Source organism: Affinibrenneria salicis, assembly GCF_008710095.1.
The window spans coordinates 39,148-55,882 of the sequence record NZ_VYKJ01000016.1; the positions used below are offsets into that span (position 1 = coordinate 39,148).

The window sequence follows — 16,735 nt, forward strand, 5'->3', positions numbered from 1 at the left end:
AAATGGGTTATGTCCGGAAATGACACGACAACACAAACAGGAGCAGGGATAAAGTTAATGAACCCGTATTAAGGATTGGAAAACCCTTAATACGGGGTTCAGTCAAATAATGCTTATCTTGATGATGTTGATACCCCAAGGAAAGATGGTGAGCCACGCTCAAGAGCAGTTTTTAGTGTCTCGCCGCTTAGACGATCCGTTATACCGTCGGCTAATGCCCATTGTTCAAAGATGGACAGCAGCTTGTAAGGCTGGTTAACCAATGGACTGATGGCCTCATTATGCTTGCAGGAGAGCCAGAACAAGCGCGATAGCGGGGTGGATATCCGTGTTGTAGAAGTTGATATAGTTTTATTTTTCGCCAGTATCTGGATTAATTTTTCAAGCTCAGTATGGCGGAGAACGAAACAGGCATCTAGAGGTAGGGCGTGGAGCGGAAAGTGTTCTTTTCGACAATATTTATTTATGTTGTGAAAGATAATGCGATCGTGAATTTGGGGGGCGATGTTTTTAGGTAGTAGTTTTATTTGTTTTTTCATCCTTTCTTGCCATGTGGTTTCTTCAAATACCTGAAATATTTCTCCTGAAATGATAGTGGAAAAACCGTAGTTTATTGTGTTTTTCTCTGTCATCGGCGATGGAATACTCAACGATTGAGCTAGTAAATGTTGTATTAAAATATATTCGTATCCTATTAATGGTGTGTCAAGGATTTTGTTTTTAGAAAGAAAGTACTCTCCCTCAGTGTCGATAATTAAATCTCTTTTATTAATGAAGCAATCTTTTTCAAGCAAGCAAAGTCTATGGGTAAGTTTGTTTTCTGCTTTTTTTAATTTTACTTTGTTATTTAAGGTTTTTACTTTTCTTAACCTAACAGGAGACTGAAAATAAATGGAGAGGTGTATTTTCCCACATAAGGCATCTCGATAAATATCTCTTTTTTTTATTTTTATATTCGTCGATAGAGTAGCTATTTTGACTGCTTCTCTTATTGTAACCCAGTCAGGTATTCTACTGATTGAATAAAATGGTTTGTCGTGTTTTTTCATAATGCTTCTCCTTCTATATTACGAGGCTAACTGTTTTGATAGTCATCAATTCCCTGTTGTTTAATGATGTTAGAATGTATTTTTTTCTAGAAAAATAATTAAACTGAGTGAAAAATTGTCTTGTTGACGGTAGTTTTCTTTAATTGGATAACAGCTGATTCGTTGGAATATCAACATGGTAATGTATTATACGTTCACGTTATCAGTGAGTATTTTCTAACGAGGATTTAGGAGTTTAATTTCATATATAATAATTGGTTATGTTGATTTTTTGCATTTTTTCCTGTTAGAGCTTCCCTCTCGATTGCTGCGTATTGACAACAATGAAACGAAACAGTATCGTTTCGTTATTGTTGATCTATCTCATACTGTATGTAAATAACAATGTGACGATCTGTACGAAGGTGCGTTACCGGTGAATTGATTTCATCCTGTCTGAGGCGCTTTGGCTAGGCGGAATATGCCCTCCCGTAACGGAGCGATTTGATGTATTTTTTGTGCTAAATATCATGATGTTAGGTTGATCTTAAGTGCGTGGTGCAGCCTGTTGAGTGTTCGCTCGAACGGGTTCACAAAGAGGGGGCGGGTCACTACAGCACGAATGATGGATGTGTTTTTCTGGCTCCAGGGACGATTCAAGATTGACGGCCCTTGAGCTTCCTCACTTACGTTAAAAAAGGACTATGCAATGAAGCACCCCACCGATTCTTTCAGATTGACCAGTTGTTCCGTATCGGCGGCATTGGCGATGTTTACCGTTTCGCTGTCCTGGGCGCCGATGGCGGCTGCGCAAACTGCCAAGCCCGACGGAGATGGATCTTCAACATGGGCATTAGGCGCGGGCGTTGCCGTTGTTCAGAAGCCTTATCGCGATATTGATACTGATGTTGTTCCCTTACCGCTATTTTCGTACGAAAACAGATGGATTAGCGCTTCTGTTCCAAAGCTGGACTTAAAACTCCTTTCCAATGAATCCGTTACCCTGAGCCTGAGGGCCAGATACGCCGGGGACGGCTATGATGCGGACGACTCCCCGTTCCTTGCCGGCATGGATGATCGCAAGGGCAGTATATGGGCAGGGGGGGCAATGATGTGGAAGACGGGCATCGTCGATCTTTCGGCGGAAGTTCTCGGCGACGTTTCCGGCAATAGCAAGGGCTCTCGTGCAAAATTGCAGGCGGAGCGGCGTTTTTCCTCCGGCGCTTTTGGCATAACGCCGAGGTTGGGCGTTGCGTGGGTGGATAGCAAATTCGTTGATTACTATTATGGCGTGAGGCGTTCAGAAGCGCGTCCAAACCGCGGTTTTTATGAGGGGGAGTCTGCCACCAATGTTGAGGCGGGGGTGCGCATGGATTACACTCTGGCGCGGCGTCACACCTTGTTTCTTGATGCGAGCGCCACCCGGTTCGGCAGCGCCATCAAAGATAGCCCGTTAGTCGACAGTTCAAGCCAAACGATGGTGAGCGTCGGTTATCTCTATCGTTTTTAATCAAACTTGATTTATCGCTCATGGCGGGCCGTCGCCGTGAGTCTCTTCCTGAGAGCGGTTGACAAATACGCCCTGTCTATACAGGGCGATCTGTGTGCTTCGGCCGCCGTATCCGGCGGCGATGGATAATCAGCCGTCAATCGCCAAAATCGCCATAAACGCCTCGCGTGGGATTTCCCGTTTTGAAAACCCGATGTTGTGTTTCTTATTTTCGCGTTGCTTGCGAATGAGCCGTTTTTTCTGCGAGAGGCTGCCCTGAAATCCTTGTGCCAGCGCGCTTTTGCGCAACGGTGGGATATCTTCCCGCGCGATGAAGCGGTTTTCCACTTTTGCTTGCACCGGCACCGGATACAGCTTGCGCGGGATGACGTACTTCAGCGTTTTCACGATTTCGGACGCCCGCGCCCAGGCTTTTTGTCGGGCGATGATAAAAGAAAAGGCGTCCACCAGTTGGTTATCGAGATAAATATCGCAACGCACCAGATCGGCGCGGCGATAGCCTGAGAGTTCGTAATCCAGCGTGGCGTAGCCCTGGGTGAGGGATTTGAGCGTATCAAAAAAGCCGAAAACCATCTCATTAAGCGGGATCGCCCAGGTCAGACGCACGGCGCCGCCGTCCAGATAGCGCATATCCACAAACTCGCCGCGCCGGGAGGCGCAGAATTCCATCATGGCGCCCACATAGGTATCCGGGGTATGAATGGTGCTGACGACATAAGGCTCTTCGACGTAATTCAGCACGTCTTCGCCCGGAAAATGAGCCGGATTATCGACGCTCAGGCATTGGCCGTTATGTAACCAGACGCGATATTCAACGCTTGGCGCGGTGGCAATCACCGAGATGCCGTATTCCCGCTTCAGGCGCTCGCGGACGATATCCATGTGCAGCATCCCCAGAAAACCACAGCGGAAGCCCGCGCCCAGCGAGGCGGAGACTTCCGGTTCAATGTGCAGCGCCGCATCATTAAGAGACAGTTTATCCATGGCGTTGCGCAATCCTTTCAGATCGTCATCCGCATCGGGATAAAGCCCGGAAAACACCATCGGTTTCATCTCCTGATAGCGGGAAACCGCTTCGGTTGCGGGATTCGCCGCCAGCGTCAGGGTATCGCCGACGCGGATCGCGCCCGCATCTTTAATTCCGGCGGCGATATAGCCCACTTCTCCGGTATCCAGTTTTTCACACGGCTGGCGTGCGGGTAGGAAAGCCCCGGTTTCAGTGACCTCAAAGCGAAAACCGGATGACATGAAACAGAGAGCATCGCCGGTGTTGATGCTGCCGTCCACGATACGCACATGCATGATGGCGCCGTGATAAGGATCGTAATGGGAGTCAAACACCAACGCCCGGAGCGAGGTGTGCGATTCGCCGAGCGGGGAGGGGAAATGCCGAGCGACGAACGCAAGCACGGCGGCCACACCTTCCCCGGTTTTTGCCGATACCGGCAACACCGTGCTGATATCCAGGCCGGGAATGTCGGCCAGTTGCTGCATCACGCCGGCGATATCGGCTTGCGGACTATCAATTTTGTTCAGGACCGGCAGTAGGGTCAGGCCATGTCGTCGAGCCAGATTGAGATTGGCGATGGTCTGAGCCTGAACGCCTTGCGCGGCGTCAATCAGCAGTATCGCGCCTTCGCAGGCGGCCAGGCTGCGCGAAACTTCCGCGGAAAAATCGACGTGTCCCGGCGTATCCACTAGATTGAATTGATACTGGCGGCCCTCATCGCTCTGATAGCGCATACGCACCGTTTGCAGTTTGATGGTGATGCCGCGTTCACGCTCAATATCCATGGAGTCGAGCAGCAGTTCCCGCATGTCCCGCCGGGCCACGGTAGAGGTGAGTTCAATAAAACGATCGGCCAGCGTGGATTTACCGTGGTCGATATGGGCGATAATGCAAAAATTGCGAATGGAGGAAAATGACATGGGAATGGCCTTTTACATCACTGTTCCGCTTATCAACCAGCACGGTTAATCAAGCGAACAAAAAAATCCCACTGAAGATTGACTCAGTGAACGCATAATCAAAACGATGTAAAAGTAGATAGCCGGGGCGGATGATAACGCATTTCACTTTTGCCGCGCAAGCGCGCGGCAAAAGTGAACGCCGACGGTTATGACGATGCCGGCTTGCCGACCGGCATGGCGAGATCGCAGGTGTGCGCCGCGGATGTCTCTGCATAGGGCGCCGACCAGGCGGACAGCGGCAAAGGCGGTTGCTGATGAAAAATACGTTTCATCATCAGCTTCAATTCCGTCAGGCTGGGCATGCCGCTTGACCAGGCGGAGGGAACCACGGTGACCCATTTCCCATCGGCGGCGCATTCGGCCATTTTGAAACGAAAGGTGTACTGCCCGGCAATCCCCATTCGTAAGTCGCTGACGACCAACGCGTTACCGATGATGTCGTAACGCAGCCAGTCATTGGTAAACCAGCGCAGCCTGTCGTGCAGCGGTACGCCGTTTACGATGTGCGCGATATCGGGATGAAGCGGAAGACGAATCCATTCTGGTGGTCTATCGTCAAACCAACTGCTTACGGATTCGTAGTAGTGGCCGTCCGGGGTTTTGGCGATGACGCGCCATATCAGAGCATTGAACGGCATGGACACGGCGCGTAATTCCGTCACCGCGATCCCCTGATTGCGCATGGCATGGGAAACCCGCTGTTCAGCCAGCATGCGTCCGCCCATCCCAAAAGCAAGGTAGGCGGTACTGAGCGCCAGCGCGACGGATAATATACGGATACTGCGGGTATTAAGTCCTTTTCGCGCGGCGAAAACCACGGCAGCCAGCAACGGTAGGGTGTAGGCGGGGTCAATGATGAAAACCGCCGACCAGCTTTCAGGCACGGCGGGAAACGGCCAGAAGAGCCGGGTGCCGTAGACGGTAAACGCATCCAGCAGCGGGTGGGTGATAAGGACCAGCCATAAGGTGAAAAACAGACGTCCACGGCGATAGGGCGCATCGGGCCAACGCCGCCGAATCAGCCAGGTCAGCAATCCCGCCAGTCCGGTCAGCACAAAAAGGGAATGCGTAAAACCGCGGTGATAGGTCATCGCCGACACCGGATCGGCATAAGGGATGAGTACATCCAGATCCGGCAGGGTTGCAAGCGCGGCTCCGTAGAACAGGGCGCGCCGTCCCTGCGTCCGCCCCAGCAGACTGCCTTGTATTGCGCCTCCCAACAGAGCCTGTGTGACGGAATCCATGGTGATGATCCTTGCTTTTATCCAGTGGTTATTGTCCGGCGATACGCGCCGAATGAACATGGGCGGCATAGCCTATTGCCCGTCGTTTCGCCGTCGGGCTGACGGCGCCCGCCGCGCGTTCATTCTTTCATCATGGCGTCATTCTGGATGACTCAAGGATACGCACAGCTTGCATACTGATATCAAGCATAGTGTTTGCCGCCGCCGTGTCGTTGTCATCGATGATTTCATTGAATTTTTTAAATTCATAAAAGTGCCGGTGTTTTCCCTGATTAAAGTCCAGCTCTTCTGATGCGCCGTCATTCCGGTTTATTGTGAATTTTGTCATGCTATTGAGCGGCGTTCTAATAACGATATTTCCGGTTGTGCCCTGAATGGTATTGATTATCGGGGCTTTGCAATCCTTTGCGCCAATGCTTGATACTTTGAAACCCGGATAATCAAGAGAAAGTATCCCGCTGGTATCCACGCCCTTCTCTATATTCGCCGAGTAGCTGAATGTCTTCGGCGAACCGAAAAGTCCAATGATGGCGTGGATATTATAGATGTTGAGATCCATCAAGGCGCCGCCATATTTTTCCTTGTCGAACGCAGGGTGGATAATTCCTTTTTTGAAGTCGTCATAACGGGACGAATACTGGCTATAATTAAGTTGAACGATTTTTATATCGCCAATGTCGTTGATTTTATTTTTGAGGTCGGCATAGGCCGGGAGATAGTGAATATTCATGGCCTCAAGAATGATTAAGTTATTGTTCTTCGCCAGTTCATACAAGGAGTAAAGCTCGGCAAGGTGCGGAACAATGGGTTTTTCGATAATAATGTGCTTGCCTTTTTCGAGGGCTTTTTTGGCGAATGTATAATGTAAATGATTGGGCAATGCTATATACACGGCATCGCAGTCGCTTGCCAGCAATAAATCGTAATCGGTAAATACGTTGCGAATACCGTATGTTTGGCTCAATGCCTCGCCCTTGCTCTGGGAGTGTTCTGTGGCAAGAATGGCATCCAGAGTCAGGTCGAGTTCTTTGAGGACGGGTAAAAGCTCCTTGACAATCATACCAGTACCAACAATTGACATTTTCATATGTTCTTCGTGTTACCTCTCGATATGGCCGTTTTGCCGTTGTCTTCTTTTTACCCGAAGTTCGGCGTGGAGTAAATTTCAATGACGCCCGGCTTGCGACCGGACACTTTCGCCTATAGCCAAAAATAACCGGCCCAGCGCCGTCAATGTTCTCGCTTGCGGGCACCGAAGAACCATCGATGGATATGGCCGACATGATTTAAAATATATTGTTTCCAATGTTGATGCTTTTTAGTTGTTTATCAATCCAGCGGATTTAACTAAGCTTTTCTGTCGATCTTCAAACTACTGTCCCCGTGCATCCGGCCGGATAACACCTGCAAGGTAAAACGTTATGCGTCATATCATCAAAATAGTCAGCGTTATGTTATTAATGGCTTCCGCCTGTTCTGTCCATGCCGCCGATGTGGTAACGGCGCTTGGCCGGGATTTTACTTTTCCGAACAAAATTGAAGGATTACCGCAAAAATTGTCGGATTTCAAGGGATTACAGATAAACACATTTACCACCAGTGACGGCGTCAAGCTGAGCTACTGGGAAGCGGGAGCAGGCGATCCCCTGATTTTTATTCCCGGCTGGTCGGGGAACGGGGCGGAGTATGTCAATATTATGTCTCTGCTCAGTAAGCAATATCACGTTTATGTGCTTGACCCACGGAATCAGGGGTTGTCGCAAAATGTGGAGTACGGCAACCGATTGTCGCGTTACGGCGCCGATCTTAAAGAGTTTACCGACCATATCGGCGCAAAATCCGTGAACCTTTGCGGCTGGTCGATGGGGGCGTCGGTCATCTGGTCGTATATCGATCTTTTCGGAACAAAAAATATCAACAAGCTGATTTTTATTGACGAACCGATTTCTATCTACACCCATTCGGACTGGTCGGAAAAAGAGCGTCTGGAAGCCGGCGGAATGACGACCTCGCCGGAACGCATGATTGCGGCATTTACCCAGGGCGCGGCGACCAATAATCAGATTGTGGATATGGCCGCAATGGAACGTTACGCGGCGATGGACTCGAAATATTTTCAAAATTCAGAGGCGCTTGCGCGTGAATTCATAAAAAACGATCCCAAATTTCTCTCGCTGGTGCTTTTTGACCATGCAACAAACGACTGGCGTGACGTGATCCGCCATAAAATTAATGTGCCGACCGCTATTTTCACTGGCGATTACAGCCATAACGTTCCCAGTCAGCAATGGATGCATTCCGTTATTCCGGGATCGGAATTGTTTGTCTACACGAAAGAACAACAAGGGGATCACTTCCTGGCGTTCAAAAATCCGCTGCGTTTTACCCAGGATGTCGTGACTTTCCTTAATAAATCGAAGTGAAACGCGCTTACGATGCCGGCGCAACGGAATTGCGCCGGCCGTAAGCGCCCCGGCGGCCGGTTCCAGGCGCTGGACAGCAGCCGGAGCGCGTTCTATTGGGACCGCCGCCGGCGTTTATCCAAAATCCTGATTTCTCCGGCCGACGCGTTCCTTCCAACCAGACGACGCCTTTATCCCTTATAACCCTTTTCCGTGATGCCCATAGAGGCGACGCGTTGTCGCCTTGCCTACCGCCAGGTTTTATCGTGACTGCTATCCCAAATTTGAACAGGGATGGTGTAACCTTAAAAGTAATCGATTACATTTTAGTTGTGTTTTTTTGTAATCGATTACTTTTACCTGGTGAGGCTGAAAATGATGTCAACAACGGGAAGTAGTGAAAGGGCGGGCGCGCAGCATCGGTTTATTGTGCCGCGGTTATCGCTGATGATGTTTCTGCAATTTTTTATATGGGGAAGCTGGTCGGTAACGTTGGGGCTGGTGATGACGCAGCACAATATGTCATTGCTGATTGGCGACGCGTTTTCCGCCGGACCGATAGCCTCTATCCTGTCGCCGTTTGTGCTGGGAATGCTGGTTGACCGCTTCTTCCCGTCGCAAAAAGTGATGGCGGTCATGCATGTGGCCGGCGCGGCCATTCTGTGGTTCGTGCCGCAGGCGCTGATCAGCGAAAACGGCACGCTGCTGATCGCGTTGTTGTTCGGCTATACGCTTTGTTATATGCCGACGCTGGCATTAACCAACAACATCGCCTTTCACAGCCTGAAGGATATTGATAAAACCTTTCCTGTGGTGCGGGTATTCGGCACTATCGGCTGGATCGTCGCCGGCATTTTTATCGGCGTGACCGGTATTTCCTCAACGGTGCATATTTTCTCATTGGCGGCGATATGTTCTATGGTGCTGGCGGTTTATAGCCTGACGTTGCCGCATACGCCGGCGCCGGCCAAAGGCTTGCCCGTGGCGTTGCGCGATCTGCTCTGTGCCGATGCGTTTGCCTTACTGAAAAACCGGCATTTCTTTATCTTCGCGCTGTGCGCCACGCTGATTTCCATTCCTCTCGGTACATACTACGCCTATACAGCCTCTTATCTTGCCGATGCGGGGGTGCAAGACGTCAGTACCGCCATGTCTTTCGGCCAGATGTCTGAAATTTTCTTCATGCTGGTGATCCCGCTGTTGTTCAGACGGCTGGGGGTGAAATACATGCTGTTTATCGGGATGTTCGCCTGGTTTGTTCGCTACGCGTTCTTTGCGCTGGGAGTGAGTGAAGAAGGCCGCTGGCTGCTGTATATCGGTATTCTGTTGCATGGCGTCTGTTATGACTTCTTCTTCGTCGTCGGTTTTATCTACACCGAGCGTGTGGCCGGGGACAAAGTCAAGGGGCAGGCGCAGAGCATGATCGTCATGTTTACCTACGGGATTGGGATGTTGCTGGGGTCGCAGATTTCCGGCGCGTTGTACAACGCATTGGTGGCCGGTCAGACGGTGCCGCAGGCATGGGTGACGTTCTGGTGGATCCCGGCGGTTGCCGCAGCGGTTATCGCGCTTATTTTCCTCTTTTCGTTCAAATATGACGAGAAAGAGAGGGTTTGAGTATTCGGAGGTGAAATGAAAACCATTAAGGGGCCGGGGATTTTCCTGGCGCAGTTCATCGGGGAGCAATCCCCGTTTAATACCCTCGAGGGGCTGGCGGCATGGGTCTCTTCTCTGGGATATAAGGCGCTCCAGATCCCTTGTAATCATAAAACGATTTTCGATCTGGAACTGGCCGCCGCCAGCCAGACCTACTGCGATGAGGTTAACGGCAAACTGGCGCAGCATGGCCTGGTCATCAGCGAGCTGTCCACGCATCTGGAAGGGCAACTGATGGCGGTGCATCCGGCCTATAACGATGCGTTTGACGGTTTTGCGCCCGACGCGGTGCGGGGGGATAGCGCCGCCCGCCAGGCCTGGGCGGCCGGCATGCTGAAACGGGCCGCCCAGGCCTCGGAACATTTGGGGCTGCGGGCGCATGCCACCTTTTCCGGCTCTCTCGCCTGGCCGTATATTTATCCCTGGCCGCCGCATAATCAGACGTTGCTGAGCGAAGCGTTCCATGAACTGGCGCGCCGCTGGCGGCCGGTACTGGATTGTTTTGACGCGCATGGGATCGACGTTTGTTATGAAATTCATCCTTGCGAGGATTTACATGATGGCGCGACCTTCGAACGTTTTCTGGCACTGGTGGATCATCACCCGCGCTGCAATATTCTGTTCGATCCCAGCCATCTCTATCTGCAACACATGGACTATCTGGCGTTTATCGATCTCTATCACTCGCGCATCAAAGCGTTTCATGTGAAAGATGCCGAATTCACCGTCAATGGGCGAAGCGGCGCCTACGGCGGTTTTCAACGCTGGTCGGACCGCGCCGGACGCTTTCGCTCGCCCGGCGATGGCGCTATCGACTTCAAAGGCATTTTCAGCCGGCTGACGCAACATGACTACGACGGCTGGGCGGTGCTGGAATGGGAGTGCTGCCTGAAAGACGGCGAAACCGGCGCGCGCGAAGGCGGCGAATTTATTCGCCGGCACATTATACCTGTCGCCGATCGCGCGTTTGACGATTTCGCCGCGGCAGTGGAGCGTCGCGCCGACGTGCGCAGAATATTGGGTATCGCGCCGGGGGAAACGTCTCATGATTAATGTCGGCATTATCGGCACCGGTTTTATCGGGCCGGCGCATATCGAAGCGATCCGCCGTCTGGGGTTCGTCCGGGTGGTGGCGCTCTGCGACACACCGTTAGAGGTGGCGCGCGCCAAAGCGGCGCAGCTCAATGTCCCGCATGCGTATGGCGATGTGGACGCGTTACTGGCGCATCCCGGTCTGGATGCGGTGCATAACTGTACGCCGAACCACCTGCACGCGGACATTAACCGTAAGATCCTCCGGGCCGGCAAGCACGTTTTTTCCGAAAAACCGCTTTGTATGACCGCGGATGAAGCGCGAGAATTGGTTCAAATGGCGCAGGAGGCCGGCGTGGTGCACGGCGTCAGTTTCGTTTATCGCCAGTTCGCCATGGTCCGTCAGGCGGCCAGCATGTTGCGTCATGGGCAGGCAGGCCGTCTTTTCTCGGCGCACGGCAGCTACTTGCAGGACTGGATGCTGCTGGAAAGTGATTACAACTGGCGCGTCGAGGCGAATATCGGCGGCGTTTCGCGCGCGGTGGCGGATATCGGCTCTCACTGGTGCGATACGGTACAGTTCGTCACCGGACGGCGCATTACCGACGTCATGGCGGATTTATCCATCGTCTGGCCGACCCGGAAAGCCGGCGTGCGGGGCGGCTCGACTTTTACCGCGCGTCAGGAGGCCGGCGGCGATGAAGACCTCCCGGTCACCACGGAGGATATGGGGTTCGTGCTATTTCGTTTTGATGACGGCAGTAAGGGGGGTTTTCATGTTTCGCAGGTCTGCGCGGGCAGAAAAAATAGCCTGAGCTTCGAGGTGAACGGCAGCGAGGCGTCGGTGGCCTGGGATCAGGAAACGCCGCAGAAACTCTGGGTGGGGCATCGCAGTCAGCCTAACCAATGGCTGTCGGACGATCCCGGTCTGATGGAGCCGGATGCGGCGGGGTGGGCGCACTTTCCCGGCGGTCATATCGAAGGATGGCCTGATGCGTTTAAGAACATGATGTTGCAGTACTATTCCGCTATTCGTAACGGTAAAACGCCGGCGCCGGATAGCCGTGGGTTCGCCACTTTCCATGACGGCGCCAACGTGATGTTCATCATTGAGGCGATCATCAAAAGCCATCGGCAGCAGCGTTGGGTCAGCGTCGCTTCCTGAACGGATTTCCCGATGCGCAAGGATGGCGTCGGGCTTTGATTCAGTCCCCCGTTAAACTGTGATAGCCTTCCCCAATAAGTGGTTAATTCCAGGATATGTCATTGTTATGTCAATTCAGAAAATCGCCAGGCTTGCCGGGGTTTCAGTGGCGACGGTTTCCCGTGTGCTGAACAATATCGATACGGTAAAACCGAAAAACCGCGAACGCGTACTTCAGGCTATCAGCGAGAGTAATTACCAACCCAACTTACTGGCGCGCCAGCTCCGAACCGCCCGGAGCTCCATGATTCTGGTGATGGTGTCGAATATCTCCAATCCCTTCTGCGCCGATGTGGTGAAAGGCATTGAAGAGGAAGCGGAAAAAAACGGCTATCGCATTTTATTGTGTAATTCCGGCACGGATATTCAGCGTTCCATATCCAGCCTGAAGCTACTCTCCGGCAAGATCGTCGACGGGATTATCACCATGGATGCGTTCTCGAAACTACCGGAATTAACCACCATGATCGATCGCATGCCCTGGGTTCAGTGCGCCGAATATGCCGACGACGGCGGCGTCTCCTGTGTCGGGATCGATGATATCGATGCCGCCGGATTTGTCATCCAGCATTTGATCACGCGCGGACGCGGCCGTATCGCATTGATTAACCACGATCTGAGTTATAAATATGCACGATTGAGGGAGCGGGGTTATAAAATGGCGCTGGAACGGCAAGGGCTAACCTACCGCGCCGTCGAATACGCCAGCGATCTCACCTTCTGCGCCGGCAAAACGGCGATGGAGAATCTATTGCGGGGCGAACGTCGTCCCGATGCCGTGTTTGCGGTTTCGGATACGCTGGCGGCGGGCGCGATGCGCGCGATTGAAGAGGCGGGACTGTCCATCCCCGATGATATGGCGATAGTGGGGTTTGACGGCACGGAACTCTCGGAGATGGTATCGCCGCAGTTAAGCACCATCGCCCAGCCATCCGCCGACATCGGCCGCAAAGCCGTGGGGCTGCTGCTGAATAAAATCAATAATCCCGATTCGCCGGCGGAGCGGGTCGTTCTGGACTGGCACTTTATTTCACGGGCCAGCGTCTGACGGCGCACCGCTTATCAGGTTACACGCGTGGCGCAGAGCATTCATATCAACGTTGCAGCAAGGGCCGCTCTGAGGTTTTTATATAATATTGTAATTATGCTCTAGGGATACCGGTGCGCATCGTGTGTAATAATTAACCATGTCACCCCGCTAGTTTTTGCTGCGGCAAGAATGCTGGTCTAGCCGAGCGAACTCCGTAGTATATTGATTACGGGATGCCCTTTTCACAGATTTTGCTTGCGTCATGGTTCACTATATGAACGCATCCCGTTTGCAAGGCTTCAATTGTGTTGACGTTGATGGTCGGTTGTAGCTCTATATCCGACCTTGGCGCAGCCGGTGCTGCGGGCCTCGATGAGATCCGCTGACTCACGCCTTATTCCCTGAATGAGCTTAAAGTTCAAAGGACCATCCAAGTTTAGTTAGTCATGGTCTTACCTGTCGTTGCTATCTCTACGGCTGCCCTCGCAACCTTTCAGTATTCATCCTTATTTTGAAAGAGTTAATGTTTATCAGCCCATACCCTTCAGAACGGCCTGATGCTGATGTGTTTTTTGTCGCAGGTCCAGTTATGTGCCGATAGGGTACATACTGTACGCGCTATCTTGTTAGCCATCCCCAGCACGGTTACGCTGGCTGGCCGTCTTTTCATCAGCTCTGTTACCCATGGATTTGGCTCTTTCGTCAGCAGCGTCGCTGCCCTTGTACCATGGATAAACAGCGTCTTCAGACAGGCATCACCGCGTTTACTGATGCCCGGGAGCCGCACCTTGCCGCCTGTACCAGTTTGATCAGGCACCAGACCGATGCAGGTCGCGTGAACGGAAGGTTCCCGCATCTATCATCATGGCGACAGCGGCGGTAGTGACCAGCGGGCCAATGCCCGGGATATCCATGAGCCGCTGACAGGCTTCATTCTGTTTCGCCCAGGCGGCAGGCAGTTTTTCAATGCTATCTATCTACATATCAAGGTCGCTGAGCCGTCGGTACTGGTCTTCAATCTGGTAAATAAGGAACGGCGGCAGATTTTCCTTCAGATGTTCATGTACCTCAGGCTTCGTCTTGTCCAGTGATAACCGGCTCTTACGCACCGTTTCGCCGAACACCGGCAGTAATCCATGCAGCACGTTGAGCTGTGCGGTGCGGAACTTCACCAACTGACGACGCATTTTCTGCAGCGACAGTGCGGCCTGCGGCTCTTCAGTTTTGACGGCGACAGCTTTAGACGGTTGCTGGATCGCCATCTAGATAGCGCGGCATCCATCACGTCATTTTTGTTGCCCATTATGAAGGGATTGACGAATTTGCCCTGTAACCTGAAGCAATCTGACCTTATGCCCTAGCTTTTCCAGCTCACGGGCCCAGTACTGATAGCCACCGGGGACCTCCATAGCAATCAGATAAGATTCACGATTGCTGACATATTCTAGCAGTGCTTCGCGCTTAATCTGTTTATCGATAACTTCACCGGTATGCTCATCAATGAAGTGGATCTGCATCAGATGTTTTGCAATATCGATGCCAACAGGGGAATATTTCATCTTGCTGCTCCTCCAGTTATCGGGGAGCTTTATGCGTACCGTATTGGGCATCATGATGCCGTAAAGCTGCGAGGATCCATTCCTCATCTGCTGAACCCTTCGCCGCTCTCAAATAGTTGGGATCAGTTCATCTCACTCATTGCTACGATTTTACTGGATTAATAACGTGTCCACTATTCGTTGGCAGGATTACTGGAACGATGTCGACCGGGAGGAAAAACGGCGGATATACCACTAGGGAAATGGCAATTTCAGCATCGATGGAGAACAGATCAAGCTGGGTGAAAGGATGTTTAAATAGCGCTATCTCATGAATTAAGTCACTAGCCAATGGCTGGCGCAGGCTCTTACAGTCAGAGCTGTACATTTCGAAAATTCCGCTTAAGGGAAACCGGAGCGGGCTTTCTGCTAATCGGCGTCATTACCCTCAGCTATCCAATCCCACCAGTTACGCTTCTTCGACACATACTTCTCTTCAAACCTAAACCTTTGACACCATATTCGGCGTCATTTCCTCCATATCGAATGCTTGCCGCGCGGCTTCGACCGCGGGCAGATAGCTTCGGGTTCATGCGCACAGTGCCTCGATGGGGTCTTTAAGCGTTCGGCCCAGCGGGGTGATTTCGTATTCAACGGCAATGGGTGAAGCAGTGATCACCCAGCGAACAACAATACCATTGCGTTGTAGCCGCCTGAGGCTTTGCGCCAATGACTTTTGGGTGATGACTTTCAGCTCGCGTTTGAGCTCATTAAAGCGCAACGGTTTTTCACATAGGGAAGCGAGGATCAGAACGGGCCATTTATCTGCAATTTGCTCGAGTAGCAGACGATGAAGGCATTGAGTGGCGGAACAGTCTTCCGGTTTTTTCAGCATAGAGGTTCCCTCAGGGAAACCAGGTGGCGTTGAGGTACCTGATTGACGAGTAATATGCATAATATACTATGAACGACGCCAACCTAACCGGAGAGTTAACCTATGACCTCATCCAAAGCCGACATCCTGTTTCAGCCTTTCCATTTGAATAATCTGGTGCTGAAGAACCGTATCGTGATGGCGCCCATGACTCGTTCATTTGCAACTGACGGCGTGCCTGATGAAACAATTGCCGCCTACTACCAGCGTCGCGCCGAAGGTGATGTGGGCCTGATTCTCTCTGAAGGTACGGTGATAAACCGGCCTGCTTCACGTAATGACCCCAAAATCCCCTTTTTTTATGGTGAAAAAGCGCTGGCTGGCTGGCAGCGCGTGATCGACCATGTTCACGCCGCCGGCGGCAAGATGGGGCCGCAGCTGTGGCACACGGGGTCAGTCAGCAGTTTTCTGACTGACTGGGTACCGGATACCGAGGTGGAAAGCCCATCAGGGCTGATTGCTCCAGGTCAACCACACGGTGTGGCAATGAGCGATGAGGCTATCGCCGACACCATAGCTGCCTTCGGTCAGGCTGCGGCCGAGGCCAAACGGCTGGGCTTTGACGTGGTGGAAATCCACGGTGCACACGGCTATCTGATCGATCAGTTTTTCTGGTCGGGAACCAATCAGCGCACCGACGGCTACGGTGGCGCAACCCTGAAACAGCGTGCACGTTTTGCATCTGAGGTAATAAAGGCCATGCGCAAAGCGGTTGGCCCTGATTTCCCGCTTATTTTGCGCGTCAGCCAGTGGAAGCAACAGGACTATGCAGCGCGTCTCGCGTCAACGCCTGAAGCGATGGCAGACTGGCTGGTTCCGTTAGTTGACGCCGGTGTGAATATACTCCACTGCTCTCAGCGCCGGTTCTGGGAACCGGAGTTTCCCGATATCGACGGTGAAGGCGGGTTAAACTTTGCCGGTTGGGCGAAGAAACTGACCGGTGCAACGACCATCAGCGTTGGATCCGTTGGCCTTTCCAGCGACTTTATGGGCGCCTTTGCCGGTGAGGATGCCAAACCCGCCAGCCTCGATAACCTTATCGAGCGCTTGGAACGCAACGAGTTTGATCTGATCGCCGTGGGGCGCGCATTGCTGAGCGATCCGGACTGGGCAATCAAAATCCGTACGGGTAACCACGCAGCGCTGCAGGATTTTACCGTCGACGCGTTAAAGACGCTAATCTAGC

11 protein-coding genes and 2 pseudogenes are annotated in these 16,735 nt (G+C 52.2%); 7 read left to right on the forward strand and 6 right to left on the reverse strand.

Features of this window, described 5'->3' with window-relative positions; all coding sequences use genetic code 11:
• Positions 1-113: 113 nt before the first annotated feature.
• Positions 114-1,049 carry a hypothetical protein gene (locus FJU30_RS23150; RefSeq protein ID WP_150437330.1) on the reverse strand — a complete coding sequence of 312 codons (936 nt, stop codon included), beginning with the start codon at positions 1,047-1,049 and terminating at the stop codon, positions 114-116.
• Positions 1,050-1,737: 688 nt separating this feature from the next.
• Here FJU30_RS23150 and FJU30_RS23155 point away from each other — a divergent pair.
• A complete protein-coding gene (locus tag FJU30_RS23155; protein WP_150437331.1) occupies positions 1,738-2,538 on the forward strand; it encodes a MipA/OmpV family protein in 801 nt (266 codons plus the stop codon).
• A gap of 129 nt (positions 2,539-2,667) precedes the next feature.
• Here FJU30_RS23155 and lepA read toward each other — a convergent pair whose 3' ends face one another.
• From lepA to FJU30_RS23170, 3 genes are all read right to left on the reverse strand, one after another.
• The gene (gene lepA / locus FJU30_RS23160) at positions 2,668-4,467 is read right to left on the reverse strand and encodes a translation elongation factor 4 (protein ID WP_150437332.1); all 1,800 of its coding nucleotides are present in this window, start codon (positions 4,465-4,467) and stop codon (positions 2,668-2,670) included.
• A gap of 188 nt (positions 4,468-4,655) precedes the next feature.
• A complete protein-coding gene (locus FJU30_RS23165; protein WP_150437333.1) occupies positions 4,656-5,753 on the reverse strand; it encodes a metal-dependent hydrolase in 1,098 nt (365 codons plus the stop codon).
• A gap of 130 nt (positions 5,754-5,883) precedes the next feature.
• The gene (locus tag FJU30_RS23170) at positions 5,884-6,834 is read right to left on the reverse strand and encodes a Gfo/Idh/MocA family protein (protein ID WP_223881674.1); all 951 of its coding nucleotides are present in this window, start codon (positions 6,832-6,834) and stop codon (positions 5,884-5,886) included.
• 340 nt (positions 6,835-7,174) lie between these two features.
• Between FJU30_RS23170 and FJU30_RS23175 the strand changes: the two genes are divergently transcribed.
• The 5 genes from FJU30_RS23175 to FJU30_RS23195 all read left to right on the forward strand — a co-directional run bounded on the left by FJU30_RS23175 (position 7,175) and on the right by FJU30_RS23195 (position 13,095).
• Positions 7,175-8,176, forward strand: coding sequence for an alpha/beta fold hydrolase (locus FJU30_RS23175; protein ID WP_150437335.1), 1,002 nt, complete (start codon positions 7,175-7,177; stop codon positions 8,174-8,176).
• A 354-nt stretch (positions 8,177-8,530) separates the two neighbouring features.
• The gene (locus tag FJU30_RS23180) at positions 8,531-9,772 is read left to right on the forward strand and encodes an MFS transporter (protein ID WP_150437336.1); all 1,242 of its coding nucleotides are present in this window, start codon (positions 8,531-8,533) and stop codon (positions 9,770-9,772) included.
• Positions 9,773-9,787: 15 nt separating this feature from the next.
• On the forward strand, positions 9,788-10,864 hold the full coding sequence (locus tag FJU30_RS23185; protein WP_150437337.1) for a sugar phosphate isomerase/epimerase family protein: 1,077 nt from the start codon (positions 9,788-9,790) through the stop codon (positions 10,862-10,864).
• On the forward strand, positions 10,857-12,008 hold the full coding sequence (locus FJU30_RS23190) for a Gfo/Idh/MocA family protein (protein WP_150437338.1): 1,152 nt from the start codon (positions 10,857-10,859) through the stop codon (positions 12,006-12,008). Before FJU30_RS23185 ends, FJU30_RS23190 begins: the two co-directional genes overlap by 8 nt.
• Positions 12,009-12,114: 106 nt before the next feature.
• Positions 12,115-13,095, forward strand: coding sequence for a LacI family DNA-binding transcriptional regulator (locus FJU30_RS23195; protein ID WP_150437339.1), 981 nt, complete (start codon positions 12,115-12,117; stop codon positions 13,093-13,095).
• A 526-nt stretch (positions 13,096-13,621) separates the two neighbouring features.
• On the opposite strand, the pseudogene FJU30_RS23200 reads toward FJU30_RS23195, so the two are convergent.
• Positions 13,622-14,636, reverse strand: a pseudogene (locus FJU30_RS23200) (IS110 family transposase).
• A gap of 571 nt (positions 14,637-15,207) precedes the next feature.
• A pseudogene (locus FJU30_RS23205) lies at positions 15,208-15,510 on the reverse strand (winged helix-turn-helix transcriptional regulator); the annotation flags it as partial.
• Between the two features lie 102 nt (positions 15,511-15,612).
• On the opposite strand from FJU30_RS23205, the gene FJU30_RS23210 reads away from it, so the two are divergent.
• Positions 15,613-16,734 carry an NADH:flavin oxidoreductase gene (locus FJU30_RS23210; RefSeq protein ID WP_150437341.1) on the forward strand — a complete coding sequence of 374 codons (1,122 nt, stop codon included), beginning with the start codon at positions 15,613-15,615 and terminating at the stop codon, positions 16,732-16,734.
• Position 16,735: the final 1 nt, after the last annotated feature.